18 protein-coding genes are annotated in these 16832 nt (G+C 70.8%); 6 read left to right on the top strand and 12 right to left on the bottom strand.

The window, feature by feature from the left end:
• The first annotated feature begins 238 nt into the window (after positions 1-238).
• Positions 239-1174: a MaoC/PaaZ C-terminal domain-containing protein gene (locus ACZ4AA_RS32315; protein WP_467610639.1), complete on the top strand. Its 936-nt coding sequence runs from the start codon at positions 239-241 to the stop codon at positions 1172-1174.
• A 209-nt stretch (positions 1175-1383) separates the two neighbouring features.
• On the top strand, positions 1384-2673 hold the full coding sequence (locus ACZ4AA_RS32320) for a DUF6716 putative glycosyltransferase (protein WP_467610641.1): 1290 nt from the start codon (positions 1384-1386) through the stop codon (positions 2671-2673).
• A 39-nt stretch (positions 2674-2712) separates the two neighbouring features.
• Here the strand turns inward: ACZ4AA_RS32320 and ACZ4AA_RS32325 are convergent, their stop codons facing one another.
• From ACZ4AA_RS32325 to ACZ4AA_RS32360, 8 genes are all read right to left on the bottom strand, one after another.
• Positions 2713-3411 carry a TetR/AcrR family transcriptional regulator gene (locus ACZ4AA_RS32325; protein WP_467610643.1) on the bottom strand — a complete coding sequence of 233 codons (699 nt, stop codon included), beginning with the start codon at positions 3409-3411 and terminating at the stop codon, positions 2713-2715.
• A 47-nt stretch (positions 3412-3458) separates the two neighbouring features.
• Positions 3459-3764, bottom strand: coding sequence for a DUF4229 domain-containing protein (locus ACZ4AA_RS32330; RefSeq protein ID WP_467610645.1), 306 nt, complete (start codon positions 3762-3764; stop codon positions 3459-3461).
• A gap of 83 nt (positions 3765-3847) precedes the next feature.
• Complete coding sequence (locus tag ACZ4AA_RS32335; RefSeq protein WP_467610647.1) at positions 3848-4381, bottom strand: GNAT family N-acetyltransferase; 534 nt, start codon at positions 4379-4381, stop codon at positions 3848-3850.
• A 1-nt stretch (position 4382) separates the two neighbouring features.
• On the bottom strand, positions 4383-5546 hold the full coding sequence (gene mqnE, locus ACZ4AA_RS32340) for an aminofutalosine synthase MqnE (protein WP_467610649.1): 1164 nt from the start codon (positions 5544-5546) through the stop codon (positions 4383-4385).
• Between the two features lie 95 nt (positions 5547-5641).
• Positions 5642-6097 carry an Lrp/AsnC family transcriptional regulator gene (locus ACZ4AA_RS32345; RefSeq protein WP_266761447.1) on the bottom strand — a complete coding sequence of 152 codons (456 nt, stop codon included), beginning with the start codon at positions 6095-6097 and terminating at the stop codon, positions 5642-5644.
• 54 nt (positions 6098-6151) lie between these two features.
• A complete protein-coding gene (locus ACZ4AA_RS32350) occupies positions 6152-6841 on the bottom strand; it encodes a UbiX family flavin prenyltransferase (RefSeq protein ID WP_467610652.1) in 690 nt (229 codons plus the stop codon).
• A 31-nt stretch (positions 6842-6872) separates the two neighbouring features.
• Positions 6873-7775 (bottom strand): menaquinone biosynthesis prenyltransferase MqnP, encoded by a 903-nt coding sequence (mqnP, locus tag ACZ4AA_RS32355; RefSeq protein WP_467610654.1) that lies wholly within the window; start codon positions 7773-7775, stop codon positions 6873-6875.
• Positions 7772-9223, bottom strand: coding sequence for a menaquinone biosynthesis decarboxylase (locus tag ACZ4AA_RS32360; protein WP_467610656.1), 1452 nt, complete (start codon positions 9221-9223; stop codon positions 7772-7774). Before ACZ4AA_RS32360 ends, mqnP begins: the two co-directional genes overlap by 4 nt.
• A gap of 88 nt (positions 9224-9311) precedes the next feature.
• Here ACZ4AA_RS32360 and ACZ4AA_RS32365 point away from each other — a divergent pair, with 88 nt between their 5' ends.
• The 4 genes from ACZ4AA_RS32365 (at position 9312) to ACZ4AA_RS32380 (ending at position 12477) form a co-directional block, all read left to right on the top strand.
• Complete coding sequence (locus ACZ4AA_RS32365; protein WP_467610658.1) at positions 9312-9710, top strand: PLD nuclease N-terminal domain-containing protein; 399 nt, start codon at positions 9312-9314, stop codon at positions 9708-9710.
• 76 nt (positions 9711-9786) lie between these two features.
• On the top strand, positions 9787-10245 hold the full coding sequence (locus tag ACZ4AA_RS32370; protein WP_467610660.1) for a nucleoside deaminase: 459 nt from the start codon (positions 9787-9789) through the stop codon (positions 10243-10245).
• 64 nt (positions 10246-10309) lie between these two features.
• On the top strand, positions 10310-11260 hold the full coding sequence (locus ACZ4AA_RS32375; RefSeq protein WP_467610698.1) for an isopenicillin N synthase family dioxygenase: 951 nt from the start codon (positions 10310-10312) through the stop codon (positions 11258-11260).
• Between the two features lie 131 nt (positions 11261-11391).
• A complete protein-coding gene (locus ACZ4AA_RS32380) occupies positions 11392-12477 on the top strand; it encodes a hypothetical protein (RefSeq protein ID WP_467610662.1) in 1086 nt (361 codons plus the stop codon).
• Here the strand turns inward: ACZ4AA_RS32380 and ccsB are convergent.
• From ccsB to ACZ4AA_RS32400, 4 genes are read right to left on the bottom strand one after another with little or no spacing between them, the layout of a single operon-like run.
• Positions 12462-13583 (bottom strand): c-type cytochrome biogenesis protein CcsB, encoded by a 1122-nt coding sequence (ccsB, locus tag ACZ4AA_RS32385; protein ID WP_467610664.1) that lies wholly within the window; start codon positions 13581-13583, stop codon positions 12462-12464. The genes ACZ4AA_RS32380 and ccsB overlap by 16 nt on opposite strands.
• A complete protein-coding gene (gene resB / locus ACZ4AA_RS32390; protein ID WP_467610666.1) occupies positions 13580-15418 on the bottom strand; it encodes a cytochrome c biogenesis protein ResB in 1839 nt (612 codons plus the stop codon). The genes ccsB and resB overlap by 4 nt, the downstream gene beginning before the upstream one ends.
• Positions 15419-15421: 3 nt before the next feature.
• A complete protein-coding gene (locus ACZ4AA_RS32395) occupies positions 15422-16159 on the bottom strand; it encodes a cytochrome c biogenesis CcdA family protein (RefSeq protein ID WP_467610700.1) in 738 nt (245 codons plus the stop codon).
• Positions 16160-16209: 50 nt separating this feature from the next.
• Entirely contained in the window at positions 16210-16827 is a 618-nt protein-coding gene (locus tag ACZ4AA_RS32400) for a TlpA family protein disulfide reductase (RefSeq protein WP_467610668.1), read from the bottom strand.
• Between the last annotated feature and the right edge of the window lie 5 nt (positions 16828-16832).

Here is a 16832-nt window from a genome sequence, read left to right on the forward strand (position 1 = left end):
GCGACCCGCGATGCCGTCGCAGGTCGGCCGCTCCGGCGCACTCACGGGCGAAGCGCCGGACCCCGGCGCGCCCGAGGCTTCGCACCCCCTCGCCCGACACCCCTCGTCCAGGACGTCGCCGTATCGCATCTCGACCCCGCCCTCCCCCTGACGTAGCCTTACCCACGGTAACTTACTCCAGAGTAAATAGATGCCCGTCCAGAAGCCGGCCCATCCCCCGTCCGTCTGGAGACTTCCGATGCGCACTCGACCTCCCGCCCGCCTTGAGACCGGACCACGGACCCGCACCCTCGCCTCGTCTCCCCCGCTCGCCCCGCTGCTGGCCCGCGGCACCCTGCTCTCACCCTTCAAACGGCCCCGCCCGGACGCCCCCGCCCCCTCCACCCGGCTCCTCCTGCCCGGTGTGCGGATCGACCTCGCACACCTCGCCGCGTACGAGAGGGTGTGCGGGTTCCCGACCGGCGCCGACGCCCTCCCGGTCACGTATCCGCACGTGCTCGCCTTCCCGCTGGCGATGCGGATCATGGCCGGGCGCGCCTTCCCGCTTCCGCTGCCCGGGCTGGTGCACACCTCGATCGAGATCACCCGGCACCAGGAGTCCACCGCGAGCGCCGCGTACGAACTCGGCGTACGGGTCGAGAAGTTGGCGCCGCACCGCAGGGGCACGGAGGCGACGTTGCTGACCGAGGCGAGGGTCGGCGGCAGGATCGTCTGGGAGTCACGCAGCACCTACCTCGCCCGGCACAGGCCCCGGAACGCGGCCCGAGACCACGGGACCGTCGACGAGGCCCCCGGGACCCCACCGGATGTCCCGGCTCCTCCCGCGGCGCGGTCCGAACCGCTGCCCGCGCTCGCCGAGTGGCGCCTCGCGGCGGACGTCGGCCGGCGTTACGGCGCCGTCTCGGGGGACCGCAACCCCATCCATCTGCATCCCCTGGCCGCCCGCCTGTTCGGCTTCCCGGGTGCCATCGCGCACGGCATGTGGACGGTCGCCCGCAGCCTCGCCGAGTACGGGCCCCGCCAAGCGGTCCGCGTGCGCGCCGAGTTCAGGGCGCCGGTACCGCTGCCCGGGACGGTGACGTACGCCGCGCGGGGCCCGTTCTTCGAGCTCAGGTCGGGCGACCGGGTCCATCTGACCGGCGAGGTGGGGTCGCCGCCCGCGCGAGGCGAGTGAACTTCCGGCGAACACCGCGCGGCGGCGAGCCCTCGCCGCGCACCGCGGACTCCGTCAACTCGCAGATGGTAAGCGCACGTTGAGAAAGCTCTCACAGTGAGCACCCAGCGCACCAAGGTGCTTTCAAGCAGCCGCTCATATGGCCCTCAGACACCGTTCCTAGCCTCGGTCCACTCCCCAGGACCGCCGCCAGGAAAGGCTCCCGAACCATGCCGTCCAGACGTACCGCCGTCATCGCCGACTCCGACACCCGCTGGAAGTGGGGCGCCTCCGTCGCCCGGCGGATCGCGCCCGGGCACGCCCTCGACGCCCTCTTCCTGCGCACCCCGGCCACCCCGACGGAGCGCCAGCTGACGGAGATCGGGATCGTGCCGGACACCCGGCGCGAGGTCACGGTGGCGGAGCTGGTCGACGACGAGGACCTCGCCGCCGCCGACCTGGTCGTCCTGGCCACGGTCGGCGGGACGACCCTCGCGCTCACCCACGGCCTGGGGATCGCGTGGGAGGGACGGGAGCACCGGCCGGTCACGGTCACCGGCTATGTCGGGGTCGTCTACGAGAAGATGATCGACGGGCTGATGACCCGGGCCGGCACCGACCTCGTCCTCGCCAACAGCGCCTACGACGCCGACCGCTTCCGTGCCGCCTTCGCCGGTGTCGGCGTCGACCCGGACACGGTGGTGGAGTGCGCGCTGCCCTTCCTCGGCGGTGAGCCCTACGCGCCCTCCACGGAGCGGCCGTTCACGCTCACCTTCGCCGTACAGCCGTCGGTCCCCAAGGGCCGGGAGCCGCGGCTCCAGCTGCTGGAGCGGGCGGCGGCCCACGCGCGACGGCACCCCGAGCGGCTGGTGCTGATGAAGCTGCGCAGCCTCCCGGGCGAGCGCACCACGCACGCCGAGACCGACCCGTACCAACTGCTCGTCGAGCGGATGACCGGGCCTGCCCCGGCCAATCTGCGGCTCGTCTACGGCAACATGGGCGAAGTCCTGGACCGCACCGACCTGTTGGTGACGGTGAGCTCGACGGCCGCGCTGGAGTCGGTGCACCGCGGCATCCCGACCGCGATCCTCACCGACTTCGGGGTCCGCGAGGCGCACGGCAACCACTACTTCGTGGACTCCGGCTGTCTGGCCTCCTGGGACGACCTCGACGCCGGCGCGGCACCCCGCGTCGACCCCGTCTGGGCGGCACGGCAGGGCATCGGCAAGAGCGATCCGTACGCCGCCGCCCGCGCCCGGGTCGCCGCGCTGGGAGCCGCCGGGCGGCTGCCCGCGCTGCGGCCCTACTACTCGCCGCGGCGCGCGGGCGCCTATCTCGACGGCATCCTGGAGCGCAACGGCCTCGACGAGAAGGGCAGGCCGCTCGCGGTCGCGCCGGGCGCGAGCGCCGGACCGCTGCGGACGGTGGTCCGCCGGGCGACACGCGGCGGCGCCCGGTCCCTCTACCGCGTGGGCCGCGAGAAGGTCGCCCCCGCACTGCGCCGCTGGGGCCGCAACTGACCGGCCCGGGACGGCGGCGGGTGCCGCCGGCCCCGGGTGTCAGGCCTCCTCCTGCCGGAGGTGCCGGACCTCCGCGGTGGTCTGTGACGGGATTCCCGTGGCGGGCGGGGTCCAGGGCCGGCCCTGCATGAGGGTGCCGAGTCCGGCCCAGGCGAAGTTCATGAGGGTGGCGGCGGCCTGCCGGGCCGAGACGCCCGGGGTGGCGTTGGCCCACGCGGCCATCGACTCGGCGGCGCCGACCAGCGCCTCCGCGAGCCCGGCGACCTCCCGGGCCGGCAGCGAGGGGTCACGGTGCGCCTCGCGCGCGGCGACGACGATCAACTGCGTGACGAACCGGACCAGTTCCTCGCGCATCGCGAAGACCTCGGCGGCGAAGGGCTCGCCGTGCGTACGGGCCTGGAGGTGCAGCACCGACCAGCCGTCCGGGTTCTCCGCGGTGTGGGTGAAGAACGCCCGCAGCCCTTCCCAGAGTTGCCGGTCGGCGGGCAGTTCGATGCGGACGCCGGCGCGGACCGCCTCGGTGAGCGCCTGGGCCTCACGCCGGATGCACGCGGTGAACAGGTCTTCCTTCGAGTTCAGGTACAGATAGACCAACGGCTTGGAAACGCCCGCCAGTTCGGCGATCTCGTCCATCGACGCGGCCCGGTACCCCCGCTGCCCGAAGGTCCGTACCGCCGCGTCCAGCATCTGCTGTTCGCGTACCGCGCGCGGCATCCGCTTGTTCTTCACAGCACCCATGCGCCAAGCCTACGAGGGGCCGCCGCGCGGGTGGGCGCGGAGCGGTTTCAGGAGGGCTGGTTCGCGGCGCCCCGCGAGGCCTCGTCCACGGCGGCGTCCTCCTGGTTGCGGTTCTGCTCCAGGTTCGCCCGGGCGCGGTCCACGCGGGCGACGACCTCCTCCGAGGCGCGGTCGCGGGCGCCGCGCAGGACGACGAAGCTGATCGGCGCGGAGATCACCAGGGCCAGCAGGACGACCCACATGTAGTTGGAGTCGCCGAGGCCGCGCGGGGCGATGCCCGAGTAGACGAGGCCCCAGACGACCACGAGGCAGCCCACGAAGATCCCAAGGCGCATCAGTGTGTAGCGGAGCATCTCAATCCACTCTTCCGTTTCGAACGGTCCCAAAGAACTCCGTCCAGTGAAGCACGCCCGGACAGCGATCTTGCAGCGGGTCCTCAGCCGCGGACCGCGAGCGGAAGCAGCATCGTGATGTCGTCCCGGTCGTCGCCGGGGGCGACCCGGATCGCGCCCGGCACCCGTCCGACCTCCTTGTAGCCGCAGGAGGTGTAGAAGCGTTCGAGACCCTCGCCGCCCCGGCAGGTCAGCCGTATCGCGTCGACGCCGTCGAGGCCTCCCGCCGCCTCCTCCGCGGCGGCGAGCAGGTCCCGGCCGTACCCGTTGCCCTGGTGCCGCGGGTGCACCATCACCGTGTACAGCCAGACCCAGTGCCGCATCAGCCGGTGGGTGTTGCGGGTGAGGAACGCGGTCGCGGCGACGGCGCCGTCCTCGTCCCGGCCGACCAGCAGCCGGGTGCGGCCCTCCGCCATGGCGACGAAGTGCTTCACGAGTTCGGGGCGCACGTCACCGGCGGCCACCGGCGGCACGAAGCCGACGGAGCCGCCCGCGTTGGAGACGTCCACCCAGAGGCCGACGACCCCGTCCCTCAGTTCGGGGGTGACCGCCGGGTCCAGTTCGAAGACCAGCGACACGTCAGACCCGCATGGCCTGCGGGGTCTCGCGGCGCGCCAGGTCCGGTCCGTCGTACTCGCGGATGATCTCGTAGCGCGTGTTGCGCTCCACCGGCCGGAAGCCCGCGTCCCGGATGAGGTCCAGCAGGTCCTCGCGGGTCAGCTTGTTCGGCGTGCCGTAGTTGTCGGCGTCGTGCGTGATCTTGTACTCGACGACCGAGCCGTCCATGTCGTCCGCGCCGTGCTGGAGCGCGAGCTGGGCGGTCTGGACGCCGTGCATGACCCAGAAGACCTTGACGTGCGGGACGTTGTCGAAGAGCAGCCGGGAGACCGCGAACGTCTTCAGCGCCTCGGCGCCGGTCGCCATCTGGGTCCGCGCCTGGAGCCGGTTCCTGACCTTGCCGTCCTGCATGTCCACGAAGTCGTGCTGGTAGCGCAGCGGGATGAAGACCTGGAAGCCGCCGGTCTCGTCCTGGAGCTCACGCAGCCGCAGCACGTGGTCGACCCGGTGCCGGGGCTCCTCGATGTGCCCGTACAGCATCGTGCACGGGGTCTTGAGACCCTTCTCGTGCGCGAGGCGGTGGATGCGCGACCAGTCCTCCCAGTGGGTGCGGTGGTCGACGATGTGCTGCCGGACCTCCCAGTCGAAGATCTCCGCGCCGCCGCCGGTCAGCGATTCGAGTCCGGCCTCGATCAGCTCGTCGAGGATCTCCGAGGCCGACAGCCCGGAGATGGTCTCGAAGTGGTGGATCTCGGTCGCGGTGAACGCCTTCAGCGAGACGTTCGGCAGCGCCTTCTTCAGCTCGCTGAGGGAGCGCGGGTAGTAGCGCCAGGGCAGGCTGGGGTGCAGGCCGTTGACGATGTGCAGCTCGGTGAGGTTCTCGCCCTCCATCGCCGTGGCGAGGCGGACGGCCTCCTCGATGCGCATCGTGTACGCGTCCTTCTCGCCCGGCTTGCGCTGGAACGAGCAGTAGGCGCAGGACGCGGTGCACACGTTCGTCATGTTGAGGTGACGGTTGACGTTGAAGTGGACGACGTCGCCGTTCTTCCGCGTCCGCACCTCGTGCGCGAGGCCACCGAGCCAGGCCAGGTCGTCCGACTCGTACAGCGCGATGCCGTCCTCGCGGCTGAGCCGCTCACCGGCCCGGACCTTGTCCTCCAGCTCGCGCTTGAGCCCGACATCCATGCGATTACCTCTCCCTGTGACGAACGCTGCCAACCGTACTCCCCCGGCTTTTCGGCAGAAGGCCCCCACCAGGGCCTTCGTGCCGAGGACGCCTCTTACTCCTCCTCGGGCAGCTCTCCGACCCGGTTCTCCCACTTCGTGGACAGCACGATCGTCGTGCGGGTGCGGGAGACGCCCTTGGTCCCGGACAGCCGCCGGATGGTCTTCTCCAGTCCGTCGACGTCGCTGGAGCGCACCTTGAGCATGAACGAGTCGTCGCCCGCGATGAACCAGCAGTCCTCGATCTCGCTGAGGTCGCGCAGGCGCCGGGCCACGTCCTCGTGGTCGGCCGCGTCGGACAGCGAGATGCCGATCAGGGCGGTGACGCCGAGACCGAGCGAGGCCGAGTCGACCGTCGCGCGGTACCCGGTGATGACGCCGGCCGCCTCCAGCCGGTTGATGCGGTCGGTGACACTGGGTCCCGACAGCCCGACGAGGCGCCCCAGCTCCGCGTAGGAGGCCCGGCCGTTCTCCCTCAGGGCCTGGATGAGCTGCCTGTCCACCGCGTCCATGCGATCGAAGCCTTCCACTGAAAAGGTCTGAGAAGTCCTGAGAATCTTGCGAGTCTAGGTGGTGGCGTCCCGGGAGCCGCTCCCGAGTTCGCCCTTCCACCGGCGGTACAGGCCGTGTTCGACACCCGCCGCGTCGAGGGCCCGCCCGGCGACGAAGTCCACCAGGTCCTGGATGTGGGTGGCTCCCGCGTAGAACGCCGGCGACGCGGGCAGGACGGTGGCGCCCGCGTCGTCCAGGGAGACCAGGTGACGCAGTGTCTGCCCGTTCAGCGGGGTCTCCCGTACGGCGACCACCAGCGTGCGTCCCTCCTTGAGGGTGACGCTCGCGGCCCGCTGGAGCAGGTCCTTCGACAGACCGAGGGCGACTCCGGCCACGCAGGCGGTCGAGGCGGGCACGATGATCATGCCTTTGGCCGGGTACGAGCCCGACGAGGGCCCTGCCGCGAGGTCGCCCGCGCTCCAGTGCCGTACGGCGTCGAGACGCTCCCCGGGGACGTCGAAGGTGCCGGGTTTGCCGTCGGCGCCCCGCTCCAGCCACGCGCGCAGGTCGTCCCGCCAGTGGGCGTCGCGGAACGGGAGGCCGGTCTCGTCGAGCAGCGTGAGCCGTGAGGCCCGGCTGACGACCAGGTCGACGCTCTCCCCCGTTTCCAGCAGTGAACGCAGCACCGCGGCCGCGTACGGCGTACCGGACGCGCCGGACACCCCCACGATCCAAGGCCGGCGCTGCGTCTGTCCTGGCTTCATGATGTCGAGCCTATCCGGCCACCGCCCCTGCTCAGACCGTCAGCCCGCGCACCAGCAGGTCGAGCAGGGCACACACGAACAGGGCGATGCCGATGAACCCGTTCACCTGGAAGAACGCCCGGTTCAGCCGGCTCAGGTCGTGCGGCTTCACGATGGAGTGCTCGTAGAGGAACGCGCCGGCGACGATCACCAGACCCAGCCAGAAGAAGGCGCCCGCTCCGGTGGCCACCCCGTACCAGACGAAGAGCCCCGTCGTGACGGCGTGGCAGACCCGCGCGCCGCGGATCGCGGCCGGGATGCCGAAGCGGGCCGGCACGGACATCACACCGATCTCGCGGTCGGTCTCGACGTCCTGGCAGGCGTAGATCAGGTCGAAGCCGCCGATCCAGACGCCGACCGCGAGGCCGAGGACGACCGCGTCCCAGGACCAGGTGCCGGTGACGGCGATCCAGGCGCCGATCGGGCCCATGGCCTGGGCGAGACCCAGGATGGCCTGCGGGAAGTTCGTGAACCGCTTGCCGTACGGGTAGACGACCATCGGGATGACCGCGATGGGCGCCAGCGCCAGGCAGAGCGGGTTGAGCAGGGCAGCGGCGGCGAGGAAGACGACGAGGGCGACGAGCGCGCCGGTCCAGGCGTGCTTCACGCTCATCGCGCCGGTGACCAGTTCACGCTGGGCCGTACGGGGGTTGCGGGCGTCGATCTCGCGGTCGATGATCCGGTTCGCCGCCATGGCGAAGGTGCGCAGACCCACCATCGCGACGGTGACCAGGAGCAGTTTGGCCCAGTGGATGTTCTTGTCGACCTCGAACATCGCGGTGAGCGCCGCGATGTAGGCGAACGGCAGCGCGAACACCGAGTGCTCGATCATGACGAGCCGCAGGAACGCCTTGGTGCGGCCCGGCTGCGGAAGCGCCGCGGAAGCTGAACTCACAGCCCGTACTCCTTCCAACGGCGGTCGACCTTCGCCGCCGTCCGCGGGTCGGACAGCACCATCTCGGGCCAGCCGCCGTCCCGCGTGTAGCCCTCCTCGGGCCACTTCTTCGTCGCGTCGATGCCCGCCTTGCCGCCCCAGAACTGCTGGTAGGAGGCGTGGTCGAGGTGGTCGACCGGGCCTTCGACGACGGTGAGGTCACGTCCGTAGTCCGTGTTGCCGAGCGCGCGCCAGGCGACCTCGTGCAGATCGTGGACGTCGCAGTCGGCGTCGACGACCACGATGAGCTTCGTCAGGGACATCATGTGGGCGCCCCAGACGGCGTGCATCACCTTCTGGGCGTGCTTGGGGTACTTCTTGTCGATCGAGACGATCGCGCAGTTGTGGAAACCGCCCGCCTCCGGCAGGTGGTAGTCCACGATGTCCGGGACGATGATCTTCAGCAGCGGGAGGAAGAACCGCTCCGTCGCCCGGCCGAGGGGACCGTCCTCCGTCGGGGGCCGCCCCACCACGATGGACTGGAGCAACGGCCGCTTGCGCATCGTCACGCAGTCGATGGTCAGGGCCGGGAAGGGCTCCTGCGGGGTGTAGAACCCGGTGTGGTCGCCGAACGGCCCCTCGGGCAGCATCTCGCCGGGCTCCAGCCAGCCCTCCAGGACGACCTCGGCGTTCGCGGGCACCTGGAGCGGGACGGTCTTGCAGTCGACCATCTCGATCCGCTTGCCCTGGAGGAACCCGGCGAAGAGGTACTCGTCGATGTCACCGGGGAGCGGGGCGGTGGAGGCGTAGGTGACGGCGGGCGGGCAGCCGAAGGCGATCGCCACGGGCAGCCGTTCGCCCTTGCGGGCCGCGACCTGGTAGTGGTTGCGGCTGTCCTTGTGGATCTGCCAGTGCATGCCGATGGTGCGCTTGTCGTGCCGCTGGAGCCGGTAGAGGCCGAGGTTGCGGATGCCGGACTCGGGGTCCTTGGTGTGGGTGAGCCCGAGGTTGAAGAAGGAGCCGCCGTCATCGGGCCAGGTGAACAGCGCGGGCAGCGCGTCGAGATCGACGTCCTCGCCCCGCAGCACCACTTCCTGCACCGGCGCGTCCTTGACCTTCTTCGGCGGTACGTGCGCCATCGCGCCGAGCTTGCCGAAGGCCTCACGCACGCCCACGAAGCCCTGCGGCAGCTCCGGCCGGAGCAGTCCGCCGATCTTCTCGGAGATCTCGCCGTACGACGTCAGGCCGAGGGCCTTCAGCAGTCGCCGGTCGGTGCCGAAGACGTTCATCGCGAGGGGCATGGCGGAGCCCTTCACGTTCTCGAAGAGGAGCGCGGGCCCGCCGGCCTTCTGTACTCGGTCGACGATCTCCCCGACCTCCAGGTACGGATCCACCTCGGCCTTGATGCGCTTGAGGTCTCCCTCGCGCTCCAGCGCCCTGAGCAGGGAGCGAAGATCGTCGTAAGCCATGTGTCCAAGTATCGGCCACCCGCTAATCTGTGCCCGTCACCGGGGGCCCGTGCCGCCCCGCCGTCGCTCACTGGGGGATCGTTCGGCCATGCTCAGGTATCTGCCCTTCCTGCTGGTCCTGGCGCTGTGGATCTACGCCTTCATCGACTGCCTGAACACGCCGGAGGAGGAGGTCAGGGGCCTGCCCAAGGTGATCTGGGTCATCATCATCCTGCTCTTCGGCGAGGTGCTGGTCGGTCCGGTCGCCTGGCTGGTCGCGGGCCGCAACCGCCGTGGCCCCGCGGGCGGCTCCACCCCTTCCGAGTGGCACCGCAACCAGCGGACGGCCTTCGTCGCGCCCGACGACAACCCCGAGTTCCTCCAGTCCCTCAAGACCGAGAACCGCAAGGACGAGGCCCTGCTGAAGGACTGGGAGGCGGACCTGCGCCGCCGCGAGGAGGAGCTGAAGCGGCGCGAGGAGCAGAGCAGGTCCGACGAGGAGTCCTGACACCTCCTCCGGGGCCTTCCCCCCGCCGCTCGTGTTTCCCGTCATGGGAGGGGGCGGCTCGGGGGACAGTGGTGTCATGGAGCTCATCGATCAGGCACAGGCCCGCGCATGGCTCGCGACCGCCCTCGCGGAGGCACGCGCCGGACTGGCCGAGGGCGGGATTCCCATCGGGGCCGCGCTGTACGGCGCGGACGGCACCCTCCTCGGCCGGGGCCACAACCGCCGCGTCCAGGACGGCGACCCCTCGGCGCACGGCGAGACGGCCGCGTTCCGGGACGCGGGACGGCAGCGGTCGTACCGCGGTACGACCATGGTGACCACCTTGTCGCCGTGCTGGTACTGCTGCGGGCTGGTCCGGCAGTTCGGGATCTCCCGGGTCGTCGTCGGCGAGGCGGTCACCTTCCACGGCGGGCACGACTGGCTCGCCGAGCACGGCGTGCAGATCATGCTGCTCGACGATCCCGAGTGCACCGCGCTGATGCGCGACTTCATCGCGAAGAACCCGGCCCTGTGGAACGAGGACATCGGTGAATGAACCGGCGAAGGTCCCCGCCGACGGCGCGGCAGATGACACGGCGAACAGCCCGGCGGGCTCCGGCGTGCCCACGGTCGACCTCGGTCCCTGGTTCTCCGGGGACCGTGACGCCCGTGCCGCGCTCGCCCACACCGTCGACGAGGCCCTGCGCACAGCGGGCTTCCTGCTCGTCACCGGCCACGGCGTGGACCCCGGGCTGCGCGCCCGGCTGCGGGAGTCCGCCCGCGCCTTCTTCTCGCTGCCCGCCGGAACCAAGGAGCCGTACGCCACCCGCGTCGGCGGGCGCGGCTGGCTCGGGCCCGGCGCCGAGGCCAACGGCTACGCGGAGGGCACCGAGACTCCGCCCGACCTCAAGGAGTCCCTGACCTTCGCGACCCGCGAGCCGTTCGGGGACCCGGAGACCGACGCGGAGTGGTACGCGCCGAACGTCTGGCCCGCCGAGGTGCCGGCGCTGCGGGAGCTCTGCGAGGAGTACCTGACGGCGATGGCCGGGCTGGAGAGACTGCTGCTCGAACTGCTGGGCGAGGCGCTGGGCCCCGGACGGGACTTCTTCACCCGGCACATGGACCACCCCACGTACGGCTTCAACATCAACTGGTATCCGGGCACCGAGGTCGTCGGCGCACCGCGGCCGGGCCAGTTCCGTATCGGGCCGCACACCGACTTCGGCACCGTCACCATCCTCGACCGGCAGACCGGCAAGGGCGGGCTCCAGGTGTTCACGGACGCGGACGGCTGGCGGGACGCGCCCTACGATCCGGCCGCGCTGACGATCAACATCGGTGATCTCATGGCCCGTTGGACCGGCGACCGCTGGCGCTCGGGACGCCACCGGGTGCTGCCGCCCCCGGTCGACGCACCCGCCGAGGAACTGATCTCACTCGTGTACTTCGGCGAATGCACCCCGGGAACGCTGGTCGAGTCGGTGCCCGCGCCGGTGGGTCGCGTGGCGTACGAACCCGTGGACTCCCATGTCTATCTGCGCCGGAAGCTCGATTCGATCACGGTCGACTGAAAGACCGGGTGTTTCCGTAAGCGAACGGACACCGGATGGCCTATCCCGAACCAACTGCCCCTCCTTCCCCAGTTGTTGATACACCTCACAACAGCACGTCCGGACCGGACCACGGACCAGGGGGAGATGTGGTGCACACACGACTGGACGACCGGGAAGCGCTGTTCGACACCGATCCGCCCGGACTCGCCTCACGGCTGGTCGGCCTGCGTCCGTACGAGCCGGGCACCACACCGTACGAACACCCCGTGGAGCCGCCCTTCGTGGTGTTCGCGGGCGACCGGGGGCTGGGCAAGACCGCCGTGCTCCGCGCCTTGAGCGAGGCCTACCGCGGACACACCCCCACCGCCCTTCTGGACGGTGAGGAACGGCAGTTCGCCGCGCCCCCCGAGGAACGTCCGGCCGCGTCCTGGTCTCCTGTGGTCCAGGCGCTCACCACCGCAGCCGAACAGCTGGCCGGACCGGTGAAGGGCGCCGGCCGGATCGGATTCCCGCGGCTGTCCTCGGGACTGCTGGCGGTCGCTGCGGCCGGCTGGAGCCACCGCGACGCACCGCGCGTCCGGCGGGAGGCGGAGCGGATCCTGCTGCTCGGCGAGAGCGACTCCTGGCTGTCGGGGTTCGCGGGGCGCCGGGTGAACAAGGTGGGCTCCCGGCTCGTCGCCGCGACCGGCGGAAGGGGTCCGGTGGTGGAGCCGGTCATCGAGGCGACCCTGGAGGCCTTCGCGGAGGGCGTCTCCCCGGCCCACCGCCGGCTGCGCGGGGCCGCCGCCTGGTACCGCGACTACCCGCACGCGGACGGCAGCCCCAAGCTCGCGCTGATCCTGCTCTCCCGGCACTTCCTGGCGGGCGGCGACTCCCGCAGACACGCCGAACGCCATCTCGTACGGGCGCTGCTGGCCGACCTCGACGACGCCTACGCGGGTGTCGTCCAGCGCTCGCACCGGCGGGGGCGCCCGGTCCTGCTGATCGACAACGTCCAGGAACCCGCGGGTCTCGGACTCCTGGAGCCCGTCCTGCGCGACCGCGCCGAGGGCATCAGGGACCAGGCCGTGTTCTTCGCCGCGCTGCGGGGCCGGTCGCATCCGGCGCTGCGCAACGCGGGCCGCCTCGCTCTGCCCGAGACGGCCCGGGCCACCGGATGGCGGCCCGGCCCCTCACCGTCCTCGCGGGCCCTGCTCGTGTCGCTGCCCGGCGGGTCGGGTCACACGCCCGCGTAGGAGTGCTTGCCGCCGACGAAGATGTTGACGCCGTAGTAGTTGAACAGCCAGCAGCCGAAGGCGATCAGGGCGATGTAGGCGGCCTTGCGGCCCTTCCAGCCGGCCGTGGCCCGCGCGTGCAGGTGGCAGGCGTAGGCGACCCAGGTGATGAACGCCCAGGTCTCCTTGGGGTCCCAGCCCCAGTAGCGGCCCCAGGCGTCGCCCGCCCAGATCGCGCCCGCGATGATCGTGAAGGTCCACAGCGGGAAGACGGCGGCGTTGACGCGGTAGGAGAACTTGTCGAGCGAGGCCGCGGAGGGCAGCCGCTCCATGACGGAGGTGGCGAAGCTGCCCGGCTGTCCGCCGCTCTCCAGCTTGTTCTCGTACGAGTCCTTGAAGAGGTACAGGATCGTGCCGACGGCGCCCACGTAGAAGACGGCGCCGCACAGGATCGCGGTCGAGACGTGGATGTACAGCCAGTACGAGTGCAGCGCGGGGACCAGCTGGTCGCTCGCGGTGTACAGGACGGTGACCGCGAGACCCAGGTCGAGCAGGACCGTGGTGATCAGGGGCAGGCCGAGCCAGCGGACGTTCTTCTTCAGCGCGAGAAGGACGAGGAACACCGCGACGGCGACGGTGGAGAAGGTGATGTTGAACTCGTACATGTTGCCCCAGGGGGCACGGCCTACGGACAGGGCGCGGGCGAGCACACCGGCCGCCTCGACGGCCCAGGCCAGCACGCTCAGGGACACGGCGATCCGGCCGTAGAGGTCGCCCTGCTCGTCGCCGCCGTGCGCGCCGGGCCCGTCGGGCACGTCCCGCGCGCCCGCCGCGGACCGGGTGACGACCTTCGGCCGCTCCAGCACGGCGGTGCCGCCGGCCTTCTGCACGGTGATCCCGGGAGCCGCCGTGGCCGCCTTCGCGCCGTTCGCGGTGAGCGCGTTGGCCGTGCGGGCCACCTTGCTGCGGCTGCCGAAGAGCCACTCGGCGATGAAGGCGAAGAAGGCCAGGGTGTAGACGGCCATCGCGGAGTAGATCAGCGTGTTGCTGATGTTGGCGAGGTGTTCGTTGGTCGCGGTGGCCAGATCGGTCACGGCGCCCAGGTCGTGTGCGGTGGCGAGCGTCACTGCTTCTTGGACCCTTCAGCGGCGGGTACGGGGGGTTCGGCGTCGGCGTCGGTGGGGGCCGCGTCTTCGTCGGGCTTGGTGGGGGCCTGTTCATGCACGAGCGCGGCCAGGTCGCCGAGCTCCTCGGGAAGCTTCGCGGACTCGCTGCGGCCGAGCCCGGCCATCTCGACCACGGTGACACCGTCGTCGCCGGTGGTCGCCCGCACCCAGACACGGCGGCGCTGGATGAACAGCGAACCGGCGAGGCCGAAGATCGCGGTGAACGCCCCGGCCAGCGCCCAGACACTGCCGGGCTGCTGGGTGACCTGGAAGTTCGCCCACTCCTTGATGTCCTTGTCGAAGGTGATCGAACCGGCGCCGTCCGGCAGCGTCATCGTCTCGCCGGGCCGCAGCCGCGACTTGACGATCTCGCCCTTGGCATCCTTGAACTGCTTCATGTGGGACGTGTCGAGCTGGTACACGTTCTGCGGCAGGCCCGCGTCGACGCCGAGGCTGCCGTGGAAGCCGCTCAGCGCGAGCACGGGATAGTCGAGCGCGGGGAACTGGGAGAACATGTCGCCCTTGCCCGCCCCGGCGAACGTCGGCACGAAGAAGGCGGAGAAGCCGAGCTGTTCGCTCTTCCCCTGCGCGTTCCTGTACCCGTCCATGACCTTGATGGCGCCCTGCGAGGTGACGTTGGAGTCCAGCGGCAGCAGGGGCACGGCGTCGTGGAAGACGACCTGGCCCTTGCCGTCCCGGACGGTCACGGTGGGCGCGTAGCCGTGGGCGGTCAGATAGACCTTCGTGTCGCCGATCTCCAGCGGCTCGTTGACCTTGACGAGCGTCGCGCGATCCTTGCCGTAGGCGCCCTCGCTGTAGGTGAGAGCCGCCTGGTAGGTGCGGGGCGTGCCCTTGTTGGGGCCGGTCCGCTCGTAGGTGCCGGTGAACTTCTTCAGCTGGAAACTGAACGGCGTCAGGTCGTCGGTGCTGAAGAGGTTGCCCGACTTGAAGTCGTCGTAGGACAGGAGCGTGTTGGAGAAGCCGTCGCCCTCGACGATCAGCTTGTCGCCCTCGGACTTGAAGAGCTGGCCCCAGGCGAAGGCGACGAGCATCACGATCAGCGCGATGTGGAAGAGCAGATTGCCGGTCTCGCGCAGATAGCCCTTCTCCGCGGCGACGGCGTCCTGGTCGACGTGCGCCCGGAACCGCTTCTGCTTGAGCACCTTCAGCGCGATCTCGCGGACCTGCTCGGGCTCGGCCGCGGTGCGCCAGGTCGTGTACGCGGGCAGCCGGGTCAGCCGCTTGGGGGCGCCCGGCGGACGGCCGCGGAGCTGGCCGACGAACTGCCAGGTGCGCGGCACGATGCAGCCGATGAGCGAGACGAACAGCAGGATGTAGATCGCGGAGAACCACACCGAGCTGTACACGTGGAACAGCCCGAGCTTGTCGTAGACGGGTCCGAGGACGCTGTGCGCGGCCTTGAAGTCCGCCACCTTCTGGGCGTCGGTGCCGGACTGCGGGATCAGCGATCCGGGGATGGCGCCGAGCGACAGCAGGAAGAGCAGGATCAGCGCGACCCGCATCGAGGTGAGCTGGCGCCAGATCCAGCGCGCCCAACCGGTGACCTCGCGGGCGGTCCAGGCGATCCACCCTCGGGCGCCGGGGGTCCGCGCACCGCCGAAGGAGCCGGGCACGGCCGTCTCCACGGGCGCGGTGGACAGCTGGGATCCCGCCGCGCCGAGCTCGCCGTCGGCGGCCACACCGACGTGCCGTTTCGCGCTCACCGGATCGGGCGTGCCCTCGTCCTGCGGGGTCGCGGCGGACTCGGGCGTCTTGCCGGTGTCAGTGCTGCTCATGGGTCAGATCCCTACCGTGAAGCCGTCGGACCAGCTCTGCATCTGCTGCACGATGCCGTCCCAGGCACCGGTGAGCAGGAGCAGGCCGGTCACGATCATCATTCCGCCGCCGATCCGCATCACCCAGGCGTAGTGACGCTTCACCCAGCCGAACGCGCCGAGCGCCTTGCGGAAGGCGACCGCCGTGAGGACGAAGGGCAGTCCGAGGCCGAGGCAGTAGGCGACGGTCAGTATGGCCCCGCGTCCGGCGCTCGCCTGCTGCATGGAGAGCGTGTTGACGGCGGTGAGCGTCGGGCCCAGGCACGGCGTCCAGCCGATGCCGAAGAGCGCGCCCAGTATCGGCGCCCCCGCGAGCCCGGTCACCGGACGCTTGTGGAAGCGGAACTCGCGCTGGGTCAGCCAGGGCATCAGCCCCATGAAGAAGACGCCCATCGCGATCATCAGTGCGCCGAGGATCTTGCTGAGCGTGTCGTTGTACGCGTGCAGCGTCGCGCCGAAGAATCCGAACAGCGCCCCGCCGGAGACGAACACGGCGGTGAACCCGAGCACGAACAGACTGGCGCCGGCCACCATCCGTCCCCGTCGGGCCTCCGCGAGATCCGTGCCGCTGACCCCGGTGACGTAGGACAGGTAGCCGGGTACGAGCGGCAGGACGCACGGCGAGAAGAAGGAGACGAGCCCGCCGAGCACGGCGATGGGCAGCGCGAGCAGCAGGGCGCCGCTGTAGACCGTGGTGTTCATGCCGCTGACGGCGGCGAGGTTCGTGGTCGTCGGGAGCAGGGACACGTCGGTCACTTCTCCGCGAGAACGGGGTCGAGCATCTCGTGGAGGTTGTCCTCGCTGAGCGCCTGGAGCGTGCGGGCCGCGATCTTCCCGTTCCGGTCGATGATGATCGTGGAGGGGATCGTCTGCGGGTTGAGCGTGCCCTTCTTGAAGCGGAGCATCAGCTTGCCCGTCGGGTCGTACAGGCTGGGGTACGGGACGCCCTGCTGCTTCTCGAAGGCCTTGGCCAGGGAGGTGCTGGGGTCACGCGTGTTGATGCCGACGAACTGTACGCCCTGCGCGGCGGTCTCCTTGGCGACCTTGACGAGGTTCGGGGTCTCGGCGCGGCACGGGGGGCACCAGGAGCCCCACACGTTGAGGACGATGACCTTGCCCTTGTAGGCGGCGACATCGAGCCGCTTGCCGTCGACGGTCGTGCCGGAGAGGTCCGGGGCGGTGTCCCTGGATCCCTTGGCGACGGTGGAGATGCCGTCCTTGCCCAGGACGTAGTTGCTGTTGCCCGCGCCGCCCGAGGTGCCGCCGGATCCGCACGCGGCGAGCACGAGCGCGGCGACGGCGGCCCCCGCGGCGTGAAGGGCGGCGCGGGGGCGGTTCGGGCGCTGGTCTGCGCGGCAGGCGGCACTCATGTGAA

Source organism: Streptomyces sp. NPDC024698 (genome assembly GCF_055559015.1).